The 19,946-nt window shown below is 64.9% G+C and carries 22 protein-coding genes; 4 read left to right on the top strand and 18 right to left on the bottom strand.

Annotated elements, in window-relative coordinates; genetic code table 11:
* The first annotated feature begins 37 nt into the window (after positions 1-37).
* Positions 38-754 (top strand): extensin-like domain-containing protein, encoded by a 717-nt coding sequence (locus ACT17R_RS13620; RefSeq protein WP_234179457.1) that lies wholly within the window; start codon positions 38-40, stop codon positions 752-754.
* A 24-nt stretch (positions 755-778) separates the two neighbouring features.
* Here ACT17R_RS13620 and ACT17R_RS13615 read toward each other — a convergent pair whose 3' ends face one another.
* The 9 genes from ACT17R_RS13615 to ACT17R_RS13575 all read right to left on the bottom strand — a co-directional run bounded on the left by ACT17R_RS13615 (position 779) and on the right by ACT17R_RS13575 (position 9,736).
* Positions 779-1,150: a HesB/IscA family protein gene (locus tag ACT17R_RS13615; RefSeq protein ID WP_058812758.1), complete on the bottom strand. Its 372-nt coding sequence runs from the start codon at positions 1,148-1,150 to the stop codon at positions 779-781.
* The gene (locus ACT17R_RS13610; RefSeq protein ID WP_062902032.1) at positions 1,150-1,620 is read right to left on the bottom strand and encodes an SUF system Fe-S cluster assembly protein; all 471 of its coding nucleotides are present in this window, start codon (positions 1,618-1,620) and stop codon (positions 1,150-1,152) included. Before ACT17R_RS13610 ends, ACT17R_RS13615 begins: the two co-directional genes overlap by 1 nt.
* Complete coding sequence (locus ACT17R_RS13605; protein WP_444809758.1) at positions 1,617-2,819, bottom strand: aminotransferase class V-fold PLP-dependent enzyme; 1,203 nt, start codon at positions 2,817-2,819, stop codon at positions 1,617-1,619. Before ACT17R_RS13605 ends, ACT17R_RS13610 begins: the two co-directional genes overlap by 4 nt.
* Before the next feature lie 38 nt (positions 2,820-2,857).
* A complete protein-coding gene (locus ACT17R_RS13600) occupies positions 2,858-3,589 on the bottom strand; it encodes a SufD family Fe-S cluster assembly protein (protein ID WP_062902033.1) in 732 nt (243 codons plus the stop codon).
* A gap of 109 nt (positions 3,590-3,698) precedes the next feature.
* The gene (gene sufC / locus ACT17R_RS13595; RefSeq protein WP_062902034.1) at positions 3,699-4,442 is read right to left on the bottom strand and encodes a Fe-S cluster assembly ATPase SufC; all 744 of its coding nucleotides are present in this window, start codon (positions 4,440-4,442) and stop codon (positions 3,699-3,701) included.
* Between the two features lie 219 nt (positions 4,443-4,661).
* On the bottom strand, positions 4,662-6,149 hold the full coding sequence (sufB, locus tag ACT17R_RS13590) for a Fe-S cluster assembly protein SufB (RefSeq protein ID WP_062902035.1): 1,488 nt from the start codon (positions 6,147-6,149) through the stop codon (positions 4,662-4,664).
* 4 nt (positions 6,150-6,153) lie between these two features.
* Positions 6,154-6,639, bottom strand: a complete 486-nt coding sequence (locus ACT17R_RS13585) for an SUF system Fe-S cluster assembly regulator (protein ID WP_062902036.1) — start codon at positions 6,637-6,639, stop codon at positions 6,154-6,156.
* A 291-nt stretch (positions 6,640-6,930) separates the two neighbouring features.
* On the bottom strand, positions 6,931-7,788 hold the full coding sequence (locus ACT17R_RS13580; protein ID WP_003047907.1) for a helix-turn-helix domain-containing protein: 858 nt from the start codon (positions 7,786-7,788) through the stop codon (positions 6,931-6,933).
* A gap of 130 nt (positions 7,789-7,918) precedes the next feature.
* The gene (locus ACT17R_RS13575) at positions 7,919-9,736 is read right to left on the bottom strand and encodes a DUF885 domain-containing protein (RefSeq protein WP_062902037.1); all 1,818 of its coding nucleotides are present in this window, start codon (positions 9,734-9,736) and stop codon (positions 7,919-7,921) included.
* 121 nt (positions 9,737-9,857) lie between these two features.
* On the opposite strand from ACT17R_RS13575, the gene ACT17R_RS13570 reads away from it, so the two are divergent.
* From ACT17R_RS13570 to ACT17R_RS13560, 3 genes are all read left to right on the top strand, one after another.
* The gene (locus ACT17R_RS13570; RefSeq protein WP_062902038.1) at positions 9,858-10,928 is read left to right on the top strand and encodes a quinone-dependent dihydroorotate dehydrogenase; all 1,071 of its coding nucleotides are present in this window, start codon (positions 9,858-9,860) and stop codon (positions 10,926-10,928) included.
* Positions 10,929-11,011: 83 nt separating this feature from the next.
* A complete protein-coding gene (gene ggt, locus ACT17R_RS13565) occupies positions 11,012-12,703 on the top strand; it encodes a gamma-glutamyltransferase (protein ID WP_062902039.1) in 1,692 nt (563 codons plus the stop codon).
* An 81-nt stretch (positions 12,704-12,784) separates the two neighbouring features.
* Positions 12,785-14,614 (top strand): AMP-dependent synthetase/ligase, encoded by a 1,830-nt coding sequence (locus ACT17R_RS13560; RefSeq protein WP_062902040.1) that lies wholly within the window; start codon positions 12,785-12,787, stop codon positions 14,612-14,614.
* Between the two features lie 81 nt (positions 14,615-14,695).
* On the opposite strand, the gene ACT17R_RS13555 is transcribed toward ACT17R_RS13560, so the two are convergent.
* The 9 genes from ACT17R_RS13555 to ACT17R_RS13515 all read right to left on the bottom strand — a co-directional run bounded on the left by ACT17R_RS13555 (position 14,696) and on the right by ACT17R_RS13515 (position 19,946).
* Entirely contained in the window at positions 14,696-15,145 is a 450-nt protein-coding gene (locus tag ACT17R_RS13555; RefSeq protein WP_062902041.1) for a hypothetical protein, read from the bottom strand.
* Positions 15,146-15,206: 61 nt separating this feature from the next.
* Positions 15,207-15,935: a hydroxyacylglutathione hydrolase gene (gloB, locus tag ACT17R_RS13550; RefSeq protein ID WP_062902042.1), complete on the bottom strand. Its 729-nt coding sequence runs from the start codon at positions 15,933-15,935 to the stop codon at positions 15,207-15,209.
* A gap of 74 nt (positions 15,936-16,009) precedes the next feature.
* Positions 16,010-16,447, bottom strand: coding sequence for a VOC family protein (locus ACT17R_RS13545; RefSeq protein WP_062902043.1), 438 nt, complete (start codon positions 16,445-16,447; stop codon positions 16,010-16,012).
* Positions 16,448-16,456: 9 nt separating this feature from the next.
* Positions 16,457-16,894, bottom strand: coding sequence for an acyl-CoA thioesterase (locus tag ACT17R_RS13540; RefSeq protein WP_058813425.1), 438 nt, complete (start codon positions 16,892-16,894; stop codon positions 16,457-16,459).
* Between the two features lie 9 nt (positions 16,895-16,903).
* Positions 16,904-17,671: an alpha/beta fold hydrolase gene (locus ACT17R_RS13535; protein WP_062902044.1), complete on the bottom strand. Its 768-nt coding sequence runs from the start codon at positions 17,669-17,671 to the stop codon at positions 16,904-16,906.
* 129 nt (positions 17,672-17,800) lie between these two features.
* Positions 17,801-18,055, bottom strand: coding sequence for a DUF6356 family protein (locus tag ACT17R_RS13530; protein WP_062902045.1), 255 nt, complete (start codon positions 18,053-18,055; stop codon positions 17,801-17,803).
* A 193-nt stretch (positions 18,056-18,248) separates the two neighbouring features.
* The gene (locus tag ACT17R_RS13525; protein ID WP_062902046.1) at positions 18,249-19,157 is read right to left on the bottom strand and encodes an alpha/beta fold hydrolase; all 909 of its coding nucleotides are present in this window, start codon (positions 19,155-19,157) and stop codon (positions 18,249-18,251) included.
* A gap of 4 nt (positions 19,158-19,161) precedes the next feature.
* Positions 19,162-19,353: a helix-turn-helix transcriptional regulator gene (locus tag ACT17R_RS13520; protein WP_011541000.1), complete on the bottom strand. Its 192-nt coding sequence runs from the start codon at positions 19,351-19,353 to the stop codon at positions 19,162-19,164.
* Positions 19,350-19,946 carry a hypothetical protein gene (locus ACT17R_RS13515; protein WP_234179470.1) on the bottom strand — a complete coding sequence of 199 codons (597 nt, stop codon included), beginning with the start codon at positions 19,944-19,946 and terminating at the stop codon, positions 19,350-19,352. Before ACT17R_RS13515 ends, ACT17R_RS13520 begins: the two co-directional genes overlap by 4 nt.

The raw sequence follows: 19,946 nt of genomic DNA, 5'->3' as shown, positions 1-19,946 counted from the left end.
TCTTGCTCCGCAGGGCGCGGTGCCCCACCCTGCGGTAGTGACAGCTTTCCGCACCTACCTTGTCCGCTTCTGCGTGATGATTTTGCTCAGCATCGTTGCAATTCGCGCGATGATGTGGCTGCGCGCGCATCCCGAACATGATCCCTTTGCGCCCTTCGACCTCGCGCAGCCGAGGGGCTGGGCAACGCATCGTAAGCTCGTGCGGCTGGCGGGCGAGGATGAGGCCTGTTTTGCGGTGTTCGACCGCGCGGGCGAGCGATACGCGCGGCGCCCTGCGGTCGGCGAGGGGCAATGCCTTGCGAGCCAGCGCATGATCCTCGCCGGCAATCGCCTTGTCCCCTCGATGCGTCCCGCGAACGCCGCACCCGGCTGCGCCATGACCGCGGCGCTGGCGCTATGGACGCGCGATGTGGTTCAGCCCGCGGCGCAGGATCATTTCGGACAGAAGGTTGTCGGCCTTGAAAATCTGGGCAGCTATAATTGCCGCAAAATTGCCGGGCGACGGGCGCAAAGCGAACATTCGACCGCCAATGCAATCGACATTTCGGCCTTCATCCTTGCTGACGGGACGCGTGTGGCGCTGCGTGCCGACTGGGACGATCGCGGTGCGAAAGGAGCTTTCCTGCACGCGGTGCGCGATCGGTCGTGCGGGCTGTTCAGTACGCTGCTGTCGCCCGATTATAATCGGGCGCACGCCGACCATTTCCACCTCGATATGGCGGCGCGGACGGCGGGGTGGACGGTCTGCCGCTAGGGTCCCTGACCCTAAGATCGACCGTCAGACCGTAAAGCTCTCGCCGCAGCCGCACGCGCCCTTGGCGTTGGGGTTCTCGAATACGAAACCCGCTGCGAAATCATCCTCTACCCAGTCCATGGTGCTGCCGATCAGATAGAGCACCGATGCGCCGTCGATGTAAAACACGCCGCCGGGCGTTTCGATCTTCTCGTCGAATTTCTGCTCTTCGGTCACATAGTCGACCGAATAGGCAAGGCCTGAACAGCCGCGCCGCGGCGTCGACAGCCTGACCCCGATCGCGCCGTCGGGCGCGGCCGCCATCAGCTTTGCGATGCGCGCTTCGGCGCCGGGCGTCAGCGTGACGGCGGCGGGGCGGGCTGTCCGCGTCTTCTCGGGTGTCTTGGCTTCAGTCATCACAGCATTCCCAATTCGAGCCGCGCCTCGTCGCTCATATTGGCGGGCGACCAGGGCGGATCCCAGACAAGGTTCACTTCAGCATCGCCGACGCCGGGCACCGCGCCGACGCGCAACTCGACCTCGCCAGGCATCGATTCGGCGACGGGGCAGTGCGGGGTGGTCAACGTCATGGTGACGACGACATGGCCTTCGTCGATCTCGACATTGTAGATCAGGCCAAGGTCATAGATATTCACCGGAATTTCCGGATCGTAAATATCCTTGAGCGCCGCGACGACGGCTTCGTACAGGTCGCCGCCGACGCCGTGCGGATCGACCGCGGCGGGCTTGGCGGCCAGAAAGCCCTCCAGATAATCGCGCTTGCGCTCCAGCTTCTCGGGCGCGGTTTCGGCATCCTCGACGCGCGCCTTGGGCGGCGGCGCGACGCTTTCCACTTCCTCGATCCTGATGCTGTTTTCTTCGCTCATCCGAAAATCCTCTCGACGCGCGCCAATCCTTCGACCAGCGCCGTCACATCGTCTGCATTGCTGTAGAGCCCGAAGCTCGCGCGGGCGGTCGCCGGTACGCCCAGATGCGCCATCAGCGGCTGCGCGCAATGATGCCCGGCGCGGATCGCGACCCCGCTTTTGTCCAAGATAGTGCCGATGTCGTGCGGATGAACCCCCGCCATCGCGAAACTGACGATCCCGGCGCTGCTGTCGGGGCCGAACAGCGTGATACTGTTCTTGCGGGCGAGCTGCTCGCGCAAACTGCCGACCAGCGCACATTCATGCGCGTGGATCGCCTCGACACCGATCGCTTCGACATAATCCACCGCCGCCGCGAGCCCCAGTGCCTCGACAATCGCGGGCGTGCCGGCTTCGAAACGCGTCGGGGCGGGTGCGTAGGTCGTCCTTTCGAACGTGACCCGGTCGATCATCGACCCGCCACCCTGCCAGGGCGGCAGCGCGTCGAGCTTGTTGCTCCACAGCACGCCGATGCCGGTCGGTCCGTAAAGCTTGTGCCCCGAGAAGGCATAATAGTCGCAGCCGAGCGCCGCGACATCGACAGGCAGGCGCGGCACGGCCTGGCACCCATCGATCAGCAGTTCGGCACCGAAGCGATGCGCAAGATCCGCGGCGCGCGCGGCGTCGAGCGGGCTGCCGAGCACGTTCGATACATGGGCAAAGGCGACCATAGTGTGATCGGGGGTCAGCAGCTTTTCGGCGGCGTCCAAGTCGATGCAGCCGTCGGCGGTCAGCGGGCAGACATCGACCTGCCAGCCCGCGAGCTGCCAGGGCACGATATTGCTGTGATGCTCGAGCGTGGAGAGCAGCACGCGCCCCTTCTTAGGGTGCGAATAAGCGACCAGATTGATCGCCTCGGTCGCGCCGCGCACGAAGGCGATCTGATCCTCCTTCGCGCCGATGAACCCTGCGATCCGCCGCCGTGCCGCCTCATAGGCGAGCGTCATGTCGGCCGAGCGCGCATAGACGCCGCGGTGCACGGTCGCATAATCGCGGCCCATCGCGTTTACCGTCGCGTCGATCACCGCCTGCGGCTTTTGCGCGGTCGCGGCGGTGTCGAGATAGTGCCAGCCGGGCGTCAGGCCGGGAAACTGATTTCTAATCCCGTTCGTGTCGAGCGAAGTCGAGACACCGTGAGGGCGCGCATGACCGATGGGCATCTCGACTTCGCTCGATGCGAACGGGGAGGAGGGATTGCTCACACCAATTCCCCCAATTTCGTGAGCGCGAGCGCTTGCAGCTTTTCCTCATCCTCGGCGCCGTCGAAAACGCCAGCCACGAAAGCCTGCAGCAAGATCTTCTTCGCCTCGGCCGGGGGCAGTCCGCGCGACTGGAGATAATAGAGGCTCATCGCGTCGAGTTCGCCGATCGCACAGCCGTGCGCACATTTGACGTCGTCGGCGAAGATTTCGAGTTCGGGCTTGGCATTGGCGGTTGCGCTGCGCTCGAGCAGCATCGCCTTCACATCCTGTTCGCTGTCGGTCTGCTGCGCGTCGCGCGCGACGGCAACCTTTCCGAGATAGGTGCCCGTCGCGGTACCGCCGAGGACCGAACGCACCATTTGCCGCGACGTCGCGCCGGGTTGGGCGTGGGTGACGGTAGTGACGATCTCGAGCGTCTGTGCACCCCCGCCGATCTGCGCCGCGCCGAGATTGAAGTCGGCGCCCTCGTGCAACGTCACCGCGAGTTCGATACGCCCATAGGCGCCGCCAATGTTGAGCACATGCAGCGACGCTGTCGCGCCCTTGCCGACGCTCATCTCGATCTGATGGATCGCGCCTGCATCCTGCACGATCGCACGCTTGAAGTCGCCGCCCGCGGGCACCATGATGCTTTCGGGCGCGGGCAACGGCCACGCCTCGGTCACCGCGTCGATGTCGCTGTAGCGCCACGCTTCGTCGCGCCGGGTGGGAAGGGCGGTGGTCGTCACTCGGCGACCTCCCACACTTCATCACCCCGGACTTGATCCGGGGTCCACGCGGTCATGGATGCCGGATCAAGTCCGGCATGACGAAGAAAGGAAAGGGGCGTATGGATGCTCACGCCGCGATCTCCGCATAGCCTTCGCGTTCGAGCTCAAGCGCGAGTTCGGGCCCGCCCGATTTGACGATTCGGCCGCCGGCGAGGACGTGGACGAAATCGGGCCGCACATAGTCGAGCAGGCGCTGATAATGGGTGATCAGCAGCACCGCCTTGTCGGGGCGCCGCATGATCGCGTTGATCCCGTCGCCGACGATGCGCAGCGCGTCGATGTCGAGGCCGCTGTCGGTCTCGTCGAGGATCGCGAGCTTGGGGTCGAGGATGCCCATCTGCACCATCTCGTTGCGCTTCTTCTCGCCGCCCGAAAAGCCGACGTTCACGGGGCGCTTGAGCATGTCCATGTCCATCTTGAGCAGCCCTGCCTTCTCGCGCGCCAGCTTCAGGAAATCGCCGCCCGACAGCGGTTCCTCGCCACGCGCCTTGCGCTGGGCGTTCAGGCTTTCGCGCAGGAACTGGACGTTCGACACGCCGGGGATTTCGACAGGATACTGGAAGCCAAGGAACAGGCCAGCGGCGGCGCGCTCGTGCGGGTCCATATCGAGCAGATCCTGTCCGTCGAAGGTCGCCGAACCCTCGGTGACTTCATACCCCGGCCGCCCGCCGAGGACATAGGAGAGCGTCGACTTGCCCGCGCCATTAGGCCCCATGATCGCATGGATCTCGCCCGCATTGATGGCGAGCGACAGGCCTTTCAGGATCGGCTTGTCCGCGACGGTGGCGTGGAGGTTATCAATATTGAGCATCGGTTTCTCTAAGTTTTGGAGAGTGTGTTGCCAGCCGGAATAGCCCGAAAGCGAACAACGGAAGGCCATAGACTCTAAAAAGGGCGCCAAGATGCACAGTCCCATCGACCATTCCAGTCCACGGGATGCCGTCGCCGAGAACGGACATTAACCAAAGGCCGAAAAGCCAATAGCCGAGCACGATTAGAATGGCGACAGCCAGAAGATAGCGCCACCAACTCACCCCACGCTCCCCTCAAGGCTGATTCCGAGCAGTTTCTGCGCTTCGACGGCAAATTCCATCGGCAGTTGCTGCAGCACTTCCTTGGCGAAGCCGTTGACGATCAGCGCCACGGCTTCTTCCTGCCCCAGTCCGCGCTGCATCGCGTAGAAGAGTTGGTCGTCGCTGATCTTGCTCGTCGTCGCTTCATGCTCGACGGTCGCGGTCGGGTTGCGGACTTCGATATAGGGGACGGTGTGCGCGCCGCACTGGTCGCCCAGCAGCAGGCTGTCGCACTGGGTGAAGTTGCGCACCCCTTCGGCATTGGGCGCGACGCGGACGAGGCCGCGATAGGTGTTGTTCGACTTGCCCGCGCTGATCCCCTTCGAAACGATGGTCGAGCGCGTGCGCTTGCCATTGTGGATCATCTTGGTGCCGGTGTCGGCCTGCTGGAAATTGTTCGTGACCGCCACCGAGTAAAATTCGCCGACGCTGTCGTCGCCGTTGAGCACGCAGCTCGGATATTTCCACGTGATCGCGCTGCCGGTTTCGACCTGCGTCCACGACACCTTGCTGCGCTTGCCTTGGCACAGCGCGCGCTTGGTGACGAAATTATAGATGCCGCCCAGCCCCTCGGCATTGCCGGGGTACCAGTTCTGCACCGTCGAATACTTGATCTCGGCATCGTCGAGCGCGACCAGTTCGACCACCGCGGCGTGGAGCTGGTTCTCGTCGCGCATCGGCGCGGTGCAGCCTTCGAGATAGGAGACGTACGCGCCCTTGTCGGCGACGATCAGGGTGCGTTCGAACTGCCCTGTATTCTCGGCATTGATGCGGAAATAGGTGCTGAGCTCCATCGGGCAGCGCACGCCCTCGGGAACGTAGACGAACGTCCCGTCCGAGAAGACCGCGCAATTGAGCGTCGCAAAATAATTGTCGTGCATCGGCACGACCTTGCCGAGCCACTTCTTCACCAGCTCGGGATATTCGCGGATGGCTTCGCTGATCGACAGGAAGATCACGCCCGCGCGCTTCAATTCCTCGCGGAAGGTCGTCGCGACGCTGACGCTGTCGAACACCGCATCGACCGCGACCTTGCGCGCGCCCTCGACGCCCGCGAGCACCTTCTGCTCCTCGATCGGGATGCCGAGCTTCTTGTAGACCTCGAGAATCTCGGGATCGACCTCATCGAGGCTCGCGAGCTTCGGTTTCGCCTTCGGCGCTGCATAATAGTACGCGTCTTGATAGTCGATCGGCGGCACGTTGAGTTTCGCCCAGTCGGGCGTCTCCATCGTCTGCCAGTGGCGAAACGCCTTCAGCCGCCAGTCGAGCATCCATTCGGGCTCGTTCTTCTTGGCGCTGATGAAACGTACCGTATCCTCGGTGAGCCCCTTGGGCGCGAAGTCGGTCTCGATCGCCGAGGACCAGCCATGCTCATAGTCGGCAACGCGCAGCGCGGCGTCGCGGGCTGCCTGATCCTTGACGGGGGTTTCGCTGTTATCGGTCATAATCTTATCTCGTCGCTCCCGCGAAGGCGGGAGCCGTTGGAGGGGGCAATCCGGCGCTGCCGCCCGGACGTCCAGCGCCCGGCGCGGGGGCACCGCTCAGGCTCGCGAGGCTGATCTGTGCCAGCGCGCCGCGCACGGCATTGTTGACGACGCCCCAATGCGGCTTGACGCGGCAATTGCCTTCGAGCGCGCAATCGTGGCGACCGTCCTCGACGCAGGTGGTGAGGGCGATCGGGCCTTCGACGGCTTCGATAATATCGGCGATGCTGATCGCCGCTGCGGGCCGCGCGAGGCGTACGCCGCCGCCAGTGCCCCGCGTCGACACCAGCAGGCCGGCGCGGGCGAGCCCGCTCACCAGCTTCTGCGCCGTCGGGCCGGGAATGCCCGTCTGTTCGGCCAGCATCGCCGCATGCAGCGGTACCGATCCGCACTGGCGCGCGGCGGCGCTCATCAGCACGACGGCATAATCGGCAAGGTTGGACAGGCGCATGGCTCTTTCCGGCGGAACTGCGAACGATTCTTAATTGGAGTAATTCGTTCCAATTAGATAGTCGCTGAGCGCCCTAGGCGCAAGGTCGCGGACCGGCAATAAAAAAAGGCACCCATCCAGCCGGAGCCGAATGAGTGCCGAGATGAAGGTCTCAGTCCTCGTCAAAGGAAGAGCTCTTCTGGGTCGCAGGTTCCGGATAGGTCGCGGGCCTGATTCGCGATTGTATCAAAACGCCAAATCGTCGCTCGGCGCCGAAAAAGACCGTCCCGTCGTGGGGCAGGGCGAATGGACTCAGGTTTCGGAAACGATCGGGCTGACCTTGCCCGCAAGCTGTTTGCGGCCCTTCGTCGTCGCCTCGGTATAAAGCGTGGGCTTGCCGAGCTGTCCCGGGGTTGCCCCGGCAAAGCGCTTGATCTCGCGGATCAGGTGCGACTGGTCGTAAAAGGCGTCGCCAAGCTGCGCCTGGTCGAGTGTCTCGCCGCGCGCCAGTGCCGCCGCGGCGCGCACGGCGCGATATTTGCGCGCCAGCATGCGCGGCGACAGGCCGTAATAATGTTTGGTCATCCGCTCGACCGAGCGGATCGACATGCCGGTTGCTTCGACCAGGTCATGCACCTGCGGCGACGCCGATCGCGTCAGCCATTCATCGACGGTGCGGATGAACCACATCGCGGGCGCCTCGGTCTGTTTCAGCACCGCGCGGACGAAATTATTACCGATAATCAGCCGCTCTTCGTCGTTCGCGGCGCCCAGTATCGCGTCGGCGACCTCGTTGATCCAGTCGCCGAACAGATCGGCCGCGTCGATCGCGCGGTCGGTCAGTTTCTCGCCATGGCTGCCCATCAGCGCGGCCCAGCCGGCGGGCAGCATGCCGAAGCCAAAGATGCGCGTCGGGCGGTTGCTGATCGCGCGGACGCGCCCGCTCGTCGGCCCGACGATATTGGCGCGCCGTACCGTGCTGCTGTGCCCGTCCGAAAAGACATATTCGCCGTCGGCGACGGTGATGAAGCGAAACTGCGGGCGGTCGGCGCGCTCATATTCGTCGAAGCGCGGCATGTTGATGCGCGCACAGTAAAAGCTCGACACCATGTCCGCCAGATCGGGATCGGGCGGAAAATAGTGCAGCTCGAACGGCTGCTCGCCGCTCATCTGCCCGGATGAGGCTGACGTATCCGACATGACGAGACCGACCCTTCGGTGGCTTTGTTGCCGCCTTTTGCTTCCCCGCCATAATTTCAGAACGCCCGGCTGCGTCAAGGCGCAATTTTGATTCGCACTATCAACGGCTGGCGGCGATCCAGGCATCGACGCGGCGCTCAAGGATGTCGAGCGGCACCGGCCCCGATTTGAGCACCACGTCATGGAAGTCGCGATAGTCGAAACGGTCGCCGAGCGCCGCCTGCGCGCGCGTCCTGAGTTCCATGATCTTGAGCTTGCCGATCAGATAGGCGGTCGCCTGCCCCGGATAGACGATATAGCGTTCGATCGCCTTTTCGATGTCGCCGTCGGGGTTGGGCGTATTGTCCTTGAGATACTGGATCGCCTGCTCGCGGCTCCAGCGCTTGTCGTGAATGCCGGTGTCGACGACGAGGCGGCACGCGCGCCACAATTCCATGCCGAGCCGCCCGAAGTCACTGTAGGGGTCGGTGTAAAAGCCCATGTCCTTGGCGAGTTCCTCCGAATAGAGGCCCCAGCCCTCGGTATAGGCGGTGAAGCCGCCGAAACGGCGGAAGGGCGGCAGGCCGGTCAGTTCGGTCTGCACCGCGCGCTGCAGGTGGTGTCCCGGAATACCCTCATGATAGGCGAGCGCCTCGAGCTCGGTCTTCGACATGTCGCGCAGGTCATAGAGGTTCACATAATAGGTGCCGGGCCGCGATCCGTCGGGCGAGGGCGACTGGTAAAAGGCTTTGCCCGCCGACTTTTCGCGGAACGCTTCGACCGCTTTCACCTGCAGGTGCGCCTTGGGCAGCGTATGGAAGAAGGCGGGCAGCCGCGCCTCCATCGCCTTCACCTTGGCATCGACATCGGCCAGATAATCCTCGCGGGTCGTATAATAATATTGCGGGCTGGTGCGCAGATGCTCGAAAAACTCGCGCAAAGTCCCTTTGAAGCCCACCTGCGCCATGATCTTCTTCATCTCGCCGTGGATACGCGCGACTTCGGAGAGGCCTAGCGCGTGGATCTGCGCCGCGCTCATGTCGGTGGTCGTGTAATTGGCGAGCAGCGCTGCATAATAGGCTTTGCCGTCGGGCAGGCGCCAGATGCCGTCCTGCGTCGGCGCGACCGCCTGCTGGCGCTTCATTTCGGCGAGCAGCCGGCCATAGGCGGGGCCCGCGCTTTCGGCCCATGCCGCCTTCGCGGCATCGGTCAGCCGTGTCTTTTCGCCGGCGTCGATGTCGAGCTTGCCGACCTTTGCGCCGATATCCTCGATCACCGCATTGTCCGGCTTCATCAGATTTTCGATGTCGCTGATGACATAGGCATAGACCCACTTGGGCGGCTGGACGCCCTTTTTGGCGCGCCGCGCCGATTCGGCCGACAGCGCGTCGAGCACCGGACCCATGCCGCGAATGCGCTCCACATAGGCTTCGGCTTCGGCAACATTGGCAACGCGGTGGATATTGATCAGAAAGGCGGGCATCTGGCTCTGCGCGCCGTTCATCTGGTCGAAGATATATTCATCGTCGCGGAACGGGAACAGCCGCTCTGCGCGCGCCGCCTGCGCGTTGAACAGCTCGAAGGACAGCGCCTCCTCCGGCGACAGTTTCGCGGGGTCGAAGCTCGCGCGCATCGCGGCGGCGGTCGCCTGTTGCAGTGTGTGGCTGGCAACCTCGGCATCGTCGCTCGGGTCGTTCCACTTGCCGTAATCGGCGTCGCGGATGCCGCGATAGGCCTTGCCTTGCGGGCTCAGCGACAGTTGCGCCTCGTCATAATTGTCGAAGAATTGCGCGAGGTCGGCGCCGGCCGGTGCGCTCGCCGCGGGCGATTGCGGTGCGGTCGCCACGGTCGCCGGCGTGCAGCCCGCTGTTGCCAGCAGCACAAGCGCGGTGGACAGGATCGCTGTGGACGGGCGGGCGGCGAAACGGCGATGCGACACAAATGTCTCCCTCTGTTGGCCGGCTGACTGAGGGTCCGGCAAGGCCCCTCATTTTGCAACGATTTCCGGCTGATCGGCAGGGGGCTTGCCATAGCCGCCGCCCCGGCGCAATGGCGGGGGCATGTCGCTTTTTGCCTCCGCCGCCGATGCCGCCTACGGCCTTGTCCGCCCCGTCGTTCACGCGACCGATGGCGAGGCGGCGCATAATCTGACGCTCGCCGCGTTGCAGCCCTTGCCGCGCGCACGCCGCGCGCTGACCAGCCCCGTGCTGGCGACCGAACTGGCGGGGCTGCACTTCCCGAATCCGGTGGGCCTCGCCCCCGGCTTCGACAAGGATGCGCGCGTGGCGCATGCGATGCCCCATTTCGGTTTCGGCTTTGTCGAGGTCGGGACGCTCACCCCGTTGCCGCAGGACGGCAATCCGCGCCCGCGACTGTTCCGGCTGGTCGAGGACCGCGCGGTGGTCAACCGCATGGGCTTCAACAACGGCGGACAGGCAAAGGCGGCCGACCGCATCGCCTGCCTGCGCCGCTACGGCCTGCCGGTGCCGCTCGGCATCAATATCGGCGCGAACAAGGACAGCGCCGACCGTATCGCCGACTATGCGAAGGGCACGGCGGCCATGGCGCCGCTCGCCGACTATCTGACCGTCAATATTTCTTCACCCAACACGCCGGGCCTGCGTGCCTTGCAGGATCGCGGCGCGCTCGAGGCGCTGCTCGACGGCGTCGCGGCGGCGCAGCCCGCGGGAGCGGCCAAGCCCGTCTTCCTGAAGGTTGCGCCCGATCTCGAACCCGCCGACATCGACGATATCGTCGCGGTGGCGATCGACAAGCGCCTCGCCGCGATCATCGTGTCGAACACCACGATCACGCGCCCGCCGCTCGCCTCGCGCCACGCGGACGAAGCGGGGGGGCTATCGGGCGCGCCGCTTCACGATCTTGCGCTGCAGCGCCTGCGCGACTTTCGCCGGGCAAGCGGCGGAACAGTGCCGCTGATCGGCGTCGGCGGTATCGCCAATGCCGATCAGGCCTGGGCGCGCATCCGCGCAGGCGCCAGCCTGATCCAGATCTATTCGGCGATGGTGTTCGAAGGGCCGGGGCTGGCCGCACGCATCGCGCACGGCCTCGAAGCTCGCGCCGCGCGCGACGGCTTTGCGCGGGTGAGCGACGCGGTGGGCGCCGACGCCTGACGCGCTCGCGCCGACGGGCGAGGGGAGACGGGCGGGGGGAACAGGGCTTGCACTCGACAGACCCCCGCGCCAATGTCGCGCCCATGCTTAAACGACTCTTTGCTGTCTTCAGCCTCTTCGTCCTTGCCGTTCCGTCGCTTGCCGCGGCGCAGGGCGTCACCTCGTCGGCCGACCCGCGCGCGACCGAGGCGGGGCGAGAGATATTGCATCAGGGCGGATCGGCGGCTGACGCCGCGATTGCCATGGTCGCGGTGCTCACCCTCGTCGAACCGCAATCGAGCGGCATCGGCGGCGGCGGCTTCATGGTCTATCACAATGCCAAGGACGACAGCATCTCGACCATCGACGGCCGCGAAAAGGCGCCGGCGGCGGCGAAGGGCGACCGCTTCCTCGGCCCCGACGGCAAGCCGCGCGGCTTCATGGACGTCGTGCCGGGCGGCTTGTCGGTCGGCGTTCCGGGCAATGTCCGCCTGATGGAAATGGCGCACAAGAAATGGGGCAAGCTCGAATGGAAGGCGCTGTTCCAGCCCGCGATCAAACTGGCCGAGGACGGGTATAAGGTCACGCCCGCGCTCTACACCTGGCTCGAGCAATTCCAGCCGGTGTGGAAGGATTTCCCGGCCGCCCGCGCCATCTATTATGTCGACGGCAAACCCGCGCCCGTCGGCACCGTGATCCGGAACCCCGCCTATGCCGCCATCCTGCGCGACATTGCGGCGCGCGGCCCCGAAGCCTTTTATGCGGGCGCCAATGCCAAGGCGATCAGCGACGCGGTGGCCAAGGCGCCGCGCAATCAGGCGCAGCTCACGCTCAAGGATCTCGCCGCCTATCAGGCGAAGGAACGCCCGGCGGTCTGCACCACCTATCGCATCTACAAAGTGTGCGGCATGGGGCCGCCCTCGTCGGGCGCGACGACCGTCTTCGGCATCCTCGGCATGCTCGAGGGTTATGACATGAAGGCGATGGGCAAGGATAATCCGATGAGCTGGCACCTGCTGGCCGAAGCGATGCAACTCGCCTATGCCGACCGCGCGGCCTATCTCGGCGACGCCGATTTCGTCGATGTGCCGGTGAAAGGCCTGCTCGACAAAGGCTATCTGGCCGAACGCCGCCAGCTCATCTCGCCCTATGGCGCCGCTGGCCATTATGAACCCGGCACGCCGCCGGGCGCGAAGCCGCGCGCTGCCGCGCCGCCGATTCCCGAACATGGCACGACGCATTTCGTCGTCGCCGACAAGGACGGCAATGTCGTCTCGATGACCTCGACCGTCGAAAGCATCTTCGGCAGCCAGCTCATCGCCAACGGCTATTTCCTCAACAATGAACTCACCGATTTCGACTTCGTGCCGGTCAAGGACGGGCAGCCGACCGCCAACCGCGTCGAAGCGGGCAAGCGGCCGCTTTCCTCGATGTCGCCGACGATCGTCTATGGGCCCGACGGCAAGGTGATCCTCGCGGTCGGCTCGGCGGGCGGCAAGCGGATCATCATGCATGTGACCAAGACGCTGATCGGCGTCCTCGACTGGGGCCTCAGCGCGCAGGACGCGATGGAACTGCCCAATATCTTCTTCGGCCAGCAGGGCGTGCTGATCGAGAATGACGATCTCGGCAAGGCGATCGCGGCGAAGATGAAGCCCTTTGGCTACAGCTTCACGCCGACCGATCTGGGCTCGAAGCTCAACGCGATCGAACGCGTCGGCGATGGCTGGCGCGGCGCCGCCGACCCGCGCGGGCCCGGCACCTCGTCGGTCGATGGCGCCCCGGCCCAGAACTGACCCGGAAGGGGGCTTCAACCGGAACGCCGTTCACCCTAAGAACGACCCAACGACAATAACCTCCCGAGGAGAGCGAGAGGCATGAAGCTGGACAACCCGCATCTCGACCATTTTCCCAGTCTGGTCGCGATGTTTTTCGACCGTGCCGAACGGGGCGGCGAAAGCCCCTTTCTCTGGCACAAGGCCGATCGCGCGTGGCAACCGCTGAGCTGGCGGCAGGTTGCGAACCAGGTCGCCGCGCTCGCGCATAATCTGCGCGCGCTGGGGCTGAAGGAGGGCGACCGCGTCGTCCTCGTCAGCGAAAACCGGCCCGAATTCTGCATCGCCGATCTCGCCATCATGGCGGCGGGGTGCATCACCGTGCCGACCTACACCACGAACACCGAACGCGATCACCAGCATATCCTCGACAACAGCGGCGCGCGCGCCGTCATCGTCTCGACCGCAAAGCTCGCGCGCACCCTGATGCCCGCGGTAATGCGGTCCGACGCGCATATCGTCATCAGCATGGAAAGCCTGCGCGTCGGCCAGCAGGGCGAGGTGGCGGTCCACGACTGGGCGCCGCTGGTCGAAGGCGGCGAGGCGCATCTGGCGGACGCGAAGGCGCGCGGGCTCGCGATGACGCGCGATGATACCGCCTGCCTTATCTACACCAGCGGCACCGGCGGCGCGCCGCGCGGAGTGATGCAGCATCATGGCGCGATCCTGCACAATGCGGCGGGCGCGGCCGAGGTGCTGGTCAATGATTTCGGAATCGGCGACGAAGAGGTGTTCCTCTCCTTCCTGCCCCTGAGCCATGCCTATGAGCATTCGGGCGGGCAGTTCCTGCCGATCATGGTCGGCGCGCAAATCTATTACAGCGAGGGCCTCGAAAAGCTCGTCTCGAACATCGAGGAAACGAAGCCGACGATCATGGTCGTCGTCCCGCGGCTGTTCGAAGTGATCCGCGCCCGGATGATCAAGTCGGTCGAAAAGCAGGGCAAGCTTGCGAACTGGATGCTCAGCCAGGCGCTGCGCGTCGGCGAAAAGGATTATGAGCGCCGCCTCGGCGTGCTCGACCGCCCGGTCGACCTCATCCTCAACAAGCTGTTCCGCCCCAAGATCCAGCAGCGCTTCGGCGGCCGGATGAAAGCGCTCGTTTCGGGCGGTGCGCCGCTCAACCCCGAAATCGGCGTTTTCTTCCACTCGATCGGCCTGACGCTGCTTCAGGGCTATGGGCAGACCGAGGCGGGGCCGGTGATCAGCTGCAACCGTCCCTCGGTCGGCCTCAAGATGGACACCGTCGGCCCGCCACTGATGAACACCGAAGTGCGGATCGCCGACGACGGGGAAATCTGCGTCCGCGGCGAACTCGTCATGAAGGGCTATTGGCGCAACAAGGAGGAAACGGCACGCGTCCTCGTTCCCGATCCGGCCGAACCCGACAAGGGGCCATGGCTCCATACCGGCGACATCGGCCATATCGACGATCAGGGCCGCATCGTCATCACCGATCGCAAGAAGGATCTGATCGTCAACGACAAGGGCGACAATGTCTCGCCGCAGCGGGTCGAAGGGATGCTGACGCTCCAGCCCGAAATCCTGCAGGCGATGGTCTATGGCGACAAGCGCCCGCACCTCGTCGGCATATTGGTGCCCGATCCCGAATGGATGGCCGAATGGGCCGAGGTCGAAGGGCTGCCCAAGGATCTGAAACTGCTGCGCGAGCATGAAAAATTCCGCACCGCGATCCGCGAGGCGGTCGACCGCGTCAACGGCCAGCTTTCGGTGATCGAGAAAGTACGCAAGTTCGACTTTGCCGACGAACCCTTCACGATCGAGAATGAACAGATGACCCCGTCGATGAAGATCCGCCGCCACATCCTGCGCAAGGTCTATGAGGACAAGATCGCGGCGCTCTACAAGGGGTAGGTTCGCGTCAGGATACAGGCGGGGGCGCGACCCGAAAAGCTCGGCGCAAACCGGAACCCCGCCTGTGACCGAACCTTTGGTTCAGCCGCCGTCCCCCGCCGGTTTGCGATAGGGGACGAATTCGCCAAAAACGCATGTCGGACCGCGAATGCCGCTGCTGCGATCAACCAGGTAAAAGAAGTCGCCTTCGCAGGTCGACGATCCGAACTGGCGCACGACCATGATATCGCTGTCGCGCGCGAGGCCGGGGCAACTGCCCTTCAGCGTGTTGCGGTAAACCAGATTGCGCCCCGATCGATAGAGCAGGATGTCGTCCGACACGCGAATGGTGTCCGACGTCCGGTAATTGGGCAGGCATCTAACCGGGGTGCCGGGCGTCTTGCCCGCGAGCTGCTTGTCGAGCGTCGCCGCCTGCTTGGGCGTCAGCGCTGCGGCACCGGGGGTGCCGCTTCCCGACGGCGCACAGCCGGCAAGCGAGGCGGCGGCGCCGATCAGTACGGTGCAAAGGGCAAAACGGGGCATGGTCATCATAGGGATCCTGACGGGCGTTGTTTGGCGGACGGACGCTGAACGAGGGCTGAAGCAACCCATGTCAGGCCGCGTCCTTCAGCGCGCGGATGCGGCCGAGTTCCGCTGCGCTGGGCGCGCGCAGAAAGGGGTTGGTCGCGCGCTCGTCGCCGATCGTCGTCGGCACCGTCGCCATGCCTTGCGCGCGCGCCGTTTCGACCGCGCTCAGGCGCTCTGCCAGTGCGCGGTTGTCGGGATCGACCGTCACCGCGAAGCGCGCGTTCGACAGCGTATATTCGTGCGCGCAATAAACGCGCGTCGTATCGTCGAGGGTGGCGAGGCGCTGCATGTTCGCGAACATCTGGTCGGCGGTGCCTTCGAACAGGCGCCCGCATCCCATCGCGAACAATGTGTCGCCGACGAAGATCACGCCGTCCCCGGCAAAATGATAGGCGATATGCCCGGCGGTGTGCGCGGGGACCGCCCAGACGTCGGCGACATGCGCGCCGAGCAGGACCCGGTCGCCGTCGGCGACGAGGCGGTCGGCGGTCGGAATGCGCTCGCGCTCGGCCGCCGGCGCGATGATCTCGCATCCGGTCTTTGCCTTGATGTCGGCGTTGCCGCCCGTATGGTCAGGGTGCCAGTGGGTGTTCCAGATCGCGGTGATCGGCCAGCCGCGCGCGTCCGCCTCGGCCAGCACCGGCTCCGCCACGGCGGGGTCGACGACCATCGTTTCGAAGCTCGCCGGATCGTGGACCAGCCAGACATAATTGTCGTTGAGGACGGGGATGCGGACGATTTCCAGCGCGCTCACGCTCTTCTCCTATGTCTCGCCGGCCTCATGCCTTCCAAGACGGACACGCGCGCGCGCCGCCTTGGTTGCACGATCTACCAGCTTCCCGTGTTGGGCATCGAGGCCCAGGGTTCGGCAGGTTCCAGATGGCCGTCCTGCAACAGCTCGACCGAAATGCCGTCGGGCGATCGCACGAAGGCCATATGGCCGTCGCGCGGCGGGCGGTTGATCGTCACGCCGGCGTCCATCAGGCGCTGGCAGGTTTCGTAAATATTGTCGACGCGATAGGCGAGATGCCCGAAGTTGCGCCCACCCGAATAGCTTTCGGGGGCGCTGCCATCCTCGGGCGGCCAATTATAGGTCAGTTCGACCTCGGCAATGCCGGCCTGTCCCGGCGGGGCCAGAAAGATCAGCGTGAAGCGGCCCGCTTCGCTGTCGAAGCGGCGGACTTCCTCAAGCCCGATCAGCTTGAAGAAGTCGATGGTGGCGTCGGGATCCGAAACGCGGATCATCGTGTGGAGATATTTGGTCATGCCCCCATATTAGGCACGAAGCGGGCGACCTTCAAACGCTTCGAACAGATTTACGAATTCATCGGGGACCGGGCTCGGCGCGCCCTGCGCTTCGGCGACATGGACGTTGACCAGAACGCCCGTCGCGCGCAGATCGTCCACGCCCGCGCCGTGCAGTTCGAAATGAAAGACCATCGAACTGCGCCCGACCCGCGCCGCGCGCACGCAGATGTCGATTTCCTCGTCGAGCAGGATGGGCGCACGATAGTCGATCTCGGCGCGCGCAACATGGAATTCGGGGCTGTCGTGGCCGGGCCAGCGATCATATACACCCGCCGCGCGCCAATATTCGGTGATGCCGATGTCGAAATATTCAAGGTAGCGGCTGTTGAATACGACGCGCTGCGCGTCGATCTCGGCATAGCGAACGCGTTTGCGCACATGGAATTTATAGTCGCTGCGGGCCATGATTGTCCTTCAGTCCGGATGGGTCGCGAGGCGCGCGACGGTATCGATCAACAGGGCGATGTCGCCATCGCGCGAAAGGCGGTGGTCGCCGCCCTTGACCAGCGTCACCTGCACATCGTCGCTGGCAAGCGCCGCGGCAAGGCGCAGGCTGATGTCGGGCGGCACGTCGCCATCCTCCTGGCCGTGGAGCAGTCGCACCGGACAGGCGAGGGGGATTTCACCGTCGAGCAACAAGTTCGCCTCTCCTGACTGGAAGAAGCCGCGCGTCGTCACATAGGGCTGATCGCCATAGGGCGTTTCTTCGATCAGCGCGCCTTCGGCGAGGATGATCGCCTTTTCTTGCGGCGAGAAACCCCAGCGGGTGAAGTCGGGCGCGGCGGCGATGCCGACCAGTCCCGCCACCCGCGCCGGCCCGTCGCGCGCAACCAGTTCGCGCGCCGCAAGCAGCATCAGCCAGCCACCCATCGACGATCCGACAAGGATCACCGGCCCCTCGACCTTTGCGTCGATCAGGTCGAGGACGTCGCCGCGCCAGTCGAGCAACGTCTGGTCGGAAAACAGTCCGTCGGACAGGCCGCAGCCCGCATAATCGAGCAGCAGGCAGGCCTGCCCTTCGGCCGCCGACCATTCGAGCAGCGCGGTCGCCTTGCCGCCGGCCATGTCGGACATATAGCCGGGCAGGAAAATGATCGTCGGCCCCGCGCCGCTGGCATGGCGATAGGCAAGCCGCGGGCGGCCGGGACGGTCCAGATAATCGGGCATTGCGGGTTCACTCATCGAACCGACCTCTCATTCCGTTCGTGTCGAGCGAAGTCGAGACACCCGTTGGGGCGACGCTTGGCCGAGGGGCATCTCGACTTCGCTCGATGCGAAGGGTATTTGGGTGCCAGATCGCCCCCACCGACGTCAGATCACCCAATCGACCGTGTTCATCTGCGCCACGGCCTGGCCCTTGGCGCGGCGCTGTTCGACCATGATCTTGTTGAGCCGCTGGATGGTGTCGCTGCCGGTGGTGATGCACCAGCCGGGCACGACCGCGTGGACCAGCGCGCACAGACCGCCCCAGATCATCGTGAAGCCGAAGCGCGCGGCGACCCCGAAATGCTCGACGTAATTTTCGTCTACGCTTTTCGGATGATCGACAAACAGGCGCTTGAACATTTTGGCGGCTCCTTTTGGGTTGCCGCCGCCCTAGCGAGCGGCCGAGGCGCAGGCAAGGGCGGTATCCGGATACTCCTCGCGGGGGAGCACTTACTTGTTCCAGCCGGAGATATGCCGACCTTGTGCTGAGCGCCTACCAGGCAGCCGAAGCCCGCTGCCGCCTCCCCAGGCCGCCAGCACAGGGAGGATCAACTTAATCTGAAAGGAACTTGTCGACCGCGTCGGCAAAGGCCTCGGGTTGATCGAGCATGATGAAATGGCGGCTGCCGTCGATACGCTTCAGCGTCACGGTCTTGGCCGCTGTAAAGGCGCCCTTGTAGAGTCCATCGACCATCGCTTCGGGCATCACGCTGGCATCCAGCGGATAGAGCATCGTGAACGGCGCAGCGATCGCGCGCAGCTCGGGTCGAAGATCGGTGGTCATGTCGTCATACATCAACTGCGCCGCGACCTTCGCGTTCGCCGCCTGCGTCCACGCCTTGACCTGCGCGCGGCCGGCATCGGTCGCCGACATCATCTGCAGCGTCCGCTCGTCGGCTTCGGCGCTATCCCTTGCGGCGAGCATCGTCTGCATCGCGGCGGCCTGCGGCTCGACGCTCGCGACGGTCGCGGTCGGGCCAAACAACATGCCGAAGAAGGACAGGCTGTCGACGACCATCAGCCGGCCGACTTCCTTGGGGGCACGGGCGGCGATCATCATGGCGGTCAGGCCGCCGAGCGAATGGCCGATGACCGCCGGAGCGGGGCGTCCCTGATCGACGATGCAATCGTCGATATAGTCGGCAATCTCGCGCATCATCGGCTCGAGTATCGGGCCCTCGGCATTCAGGCCCGGCGCATCGCCGCCGAATCCGCGCACCTCGACAAGGTGCAGGCGATGCGTCGTTTTCAGCCGTTCGGCAGTGGGCGCCCAGACCGCGCGCGGCGAGGAAAGGCCTGGGATCAGCACGACGTCGGGACCGTCGCCTTCGACCTCGACCGTGATCCGCTTGCCTTCGAGCAGGCCGGTACCGCATCCGGCGCCGGCCTCGGCGGCATTGGCGCGCGGTGCGATGGTGGCGATCAGGAGGACGAACAGCGCGGCGATGGAAAGTCGTTTCATGGGTTCAGTCTTTCAGGAATATGGCTTCAATCGGCAGGCCGAACAGGTCGGCGATGCGAAAGGCGAGGGGCAGCGACGGATCATATTTTCCCGTCTCGATCGCGTTGACCGACTGGCGCGATACCTCGAGCCGGTCGGCCAGGTCCTGCTGGCTCCAGTCGCGCTCGGCGCGCAGAACCTTCAGGCGGTTCTTCACAGGCCGCGAACCTTGCCGATGAAATGTCCCAGCCCCAGGCCAAGGCACCACACCGGGACGGCGGTCCACATCGGCACCGCCGGCGCAACGCCGAAGGTCGTCATGAAGCCCCAGAAAGTCGCCACCGCGAGCAGCAGGCCGGTGGCGATCAACGCCGCGTTGACCGTCCGCGCGCGCAGATATTCATCGTTCTCCTCGATGACATAGCGCGCCATCGCCCAGATCATCCCGAACACGGGCAGCGTCGGCAGCAGCGCGAGCAGCGCGGCGAAAGGCTTGGCTGCCTCCTGCTGTCGAAACAGGAGCAGCGCCCCGCCCAGTCCGATCACATATGCGAAGGAGGCGACCAGCATCCGGCGGTTGTAGCGGGTGGCGACGACCGATGCGCAGCCCGTTTCGCGCTGCATGCGCTCGGTTGCGCGCACCATCGGGATCAGCAGCAGCATCGGGAGGATCATGATCGCCAGCCCCCAGGGTGCCGCGATGGCCTTGCTCGTTTTCAGCAGCCACGCGGTTCCGAACATGCCGATCAGAAAGGCGATCGCCCAAAATCCTGCGGCACGCCGGGCGGAGGTTTCGGTTGCGCTTGCCAC

The sequence above is a fragment of the Sphingopyxis sp. Q841 genome (assembly GCF_052384365.1).
Lineage (GTDB): Bacteria > Pseudomonadota > Alphaproteobacteria > Sphingomonadales > Sphingomonadaceae > Sphingopyxis > Sphingopyxis terrae_A.
The sequence above is the reverse complement of the archived record's forward strand: the minus strand, read 5'-3'. Positions and strand labels throughout refer to the sequence as shown.

Coding starts and splice junctions, on each gene's coding strand:
- ACT17R_RS13615 (WP_058812758.1), bottom strand. CDS start 1,150: ATGACTGAAGCCAAGACACCCGAGAAGACGCGGACAGCCCGCCCCGCC.
- ACT17R_RS13610 (WP_062902032.1), bottom strand. CDS start 1,620: ATGAGCGAAGAAAACAGCATCAGGATCGAGGAAGTGGAAAGCGTCGCG.
- ACT17R_RS13605 (WP_444809758.1), bottom strand. CDS start 2,819: ATGCCCATCGGTCATGCGCGCCCTCACGGTGTCTCGACTTCGCTCGAC.
- sufC (WP_062902034.1), bottom strand. CDS start 4,442: ATGCTCAATATTGATAACCTCCACGCCACCGTCGCGGACAAGCCGATC.
- sufB (WP_062902035.1), bottom strand. CDS start 6,149: ATGACCGATAACAGCGAAACCCCCGTCAAGGATCAGGCAGCCCGCGAC.
- ACT17R_RS13585 (WP_062902036.1), bottom strand. CDS start 6,639: ATGCGCCTGTCCAACCTTGCCGATTATGCCGTCGTGCTGATGAGCGCC.
- ACT17R_RS13580 (WP_003047907.1), bottom strand. CDS start 7,788: ATGAGCGGCGAGCAGCCGTTCGAGCTGCACTATTTTCCGCCCGATCCC.
- ACT17R_RS13570 (WP_062902038.1), top strand. CDS start 9,858: ATGTCGCTTTTTGCCTCCGCCGCCGATGCCGCCTACGGCCTTGTCCGC.
- ggt (WP_062902039.1), top strand. CDS start 11,012: ATGCTTAAACGACTCTTTGCTGTCTTCAGCCTCTTCGTCCTTGCCGTT.
- ACT17R_RS13560 (WP_062902040.1), top strand. CDS start 12,785: ATGAAGCTGGACAACCCGCATCTCGACCATTTTCCCAGTCTGGTCGCG.
- ACT17R_RS13555 (WP_062902041.1), bottom strand. CDS start 15,145: ATGATGACCATGCCCCGTTTTGCCCTTTGCACCGTACTGATCGGCGCC.
- ACT17R_RS13545 (WP_062902043.1), bottom strand. CDS start 16,447: ATGACCAAATATCTCCACACGATGATCCGCGTTTCGGATCCCGACGCC.
- ACT17R_RS13540 (WP_058813425.1), bottom strand. CDS start 16,894: ATGGCCCGCAGCGACTATAAATTCCATGTGCGCAAACGCGTTCGCTAT.
- ACT17R_RS13535 (WP_062902044.1), bottom strand. CDS start 17,671: ATGAGTGAACCCGCAATGCCCGATTATCTGGACCGTCCCGGCCGCCCG.
- ACT17R_RS13530 (WP_062902045.1), bottom strand. CDS start 18,055: ATGTTCAAGCGCCTGTTTGTCGATCATCCGAAAAGCGTAGACGAAAAT.
- ACT17R_RS13525 (WP_062902046.1), bottom strand. CDS start 19,157: ATGAAACGACTTTCCATCGCCGCGCTGTTCGTCCTCCTGATCGCCACC.